The sequence below is a fragment of the Rhodoferax sp. UBA5149 genome (assembly GCF_002413825.1).
GTDB lineage: Bacteria > Pseudomonadota > Gammaproteobacteria > Burkholderiales > Burkholderiaceae_C > Rhodoferax.
Window position 1 is genome coordinate 1 of record NZ_DHXT01000065.1, and the last position, 1,298, is coordinate 1,298.

At 63.3% G+C, this 1,298-nt stretch carries 1 protein-coding gene; it reads left to right on the top strand.

The genetic code is table 11. The features are described 5' to 3' along the window. The coding region (locus tag B3V69_RS05200) for an enoyl-CoA hydratase/isomerase family protein (RefSeq protein WP_296444434.1) at nucleotides 1–1,298 on the top strand (1,298 nt) is incomplete at both ends.

Sequence of the window (1,298 nt, forward strand, 5' to 3'; positions counted from 1 at the left end):
GTGGTGGGCCTGGACACCATGGCCCATGTGATCAAGACCCTGCAGGACACGTTGACGCTGGAGACGGATCCGTTTTACGAGAGCTTTGCCACGCCGGAAGTGCTCAAGACCTTGCTGGACATGGGTAACCTGGGTCAGAAAACGAAGGCCGGTTTCTTCAAAAAGCAAGGCCGCGATATTCTGCGTTTTGATCTGGCCTCCAAAGGCTATGTGCCGGCTGGTGAAAAAGCCGATGAAGTCTACGCCCGCATGCTGAAGAAGCCAGCCGCCGAGCGGCTCAAACTGCTGCGCGACAGCGAAGGCGCGCAGGGTCAGTTCCTGTGGGCCATTCTGCGCAACAGCTTCCACTACGCGGCCGTGCATCTGGCCTCGATTGCCGACAACGCCCGTGATGTGGACTTTTGCATGCGCTGGGGCTTTGGCATGAAGCAGGGCCCGTTCGAGCTGTGGCAGGAAGCCGGTTGGCTGACGGTGGCCAACATGATCAAAGAGGATATTGATGCGGGCAAGGCCTTGTGCCAAGCGCCGCTGCCCGACTGGGTGTTCCAAGGCCCGGTGGCCGACGCGGGTGGTGTGCACACGCCGCAGGGCTCGTGGAACCCGACGCGGGAGAAGTTTGTGCTGCCGCGCAGCTTGCCGGTGTATGCCCGTCAGCACTTCCCCGAGAGCGTGCTCGGGGCCAACGCGCCCAAGGCCGAAACCGCCGGCAAGACATTGCATGAGGACGAAGCGATTCGCCTGTGGACACTGGACGCGGACCCCAACAGCCCCTTCGGTGGCGTGCTCATCGCCAGCATCAAGACCAAGATGCACGCCATCAGCCCCGGCGTGGTCGAAGGTCTGATGCAGGGCCTGGAAATGGCGGAGGGCGGCTACCAGGGGTTGGTGATCTGGTCGCCGGACGACATGTTCTCGGCGGGCGCCGATCTGCAGGCCATGCTGCCGGCCTTCATGATGGGCGGCGCCAAAGCGATTGACGGTGCGGAAGCCGAGATGCAGCAGGCCATGCTCAAGCTGCGCTACGCCAACGTGCCGGTCGTGTCTGCCGTGCGTGGTTTGGCGCTCGGTGGCGGCTGTGAACTGGCGGTGTACTCGGCCCGGCGCGTGGTCGCCATGGAAAGCTATATCGGCCTGGTGGAAGTGGGTGTCGGCTTGGTGCCCGGTGCCGGTGGCTTGACCTACATTGCGCGGCGTGCGGCAGAAAACGCAGCAAGCTCCACCGGCAAAGACATCCTTCCTTTCCTGACCGAAGGCTTCACCGCCGCGGCCATGGCCAAGGTCGGCACCAGTGCGCTGGA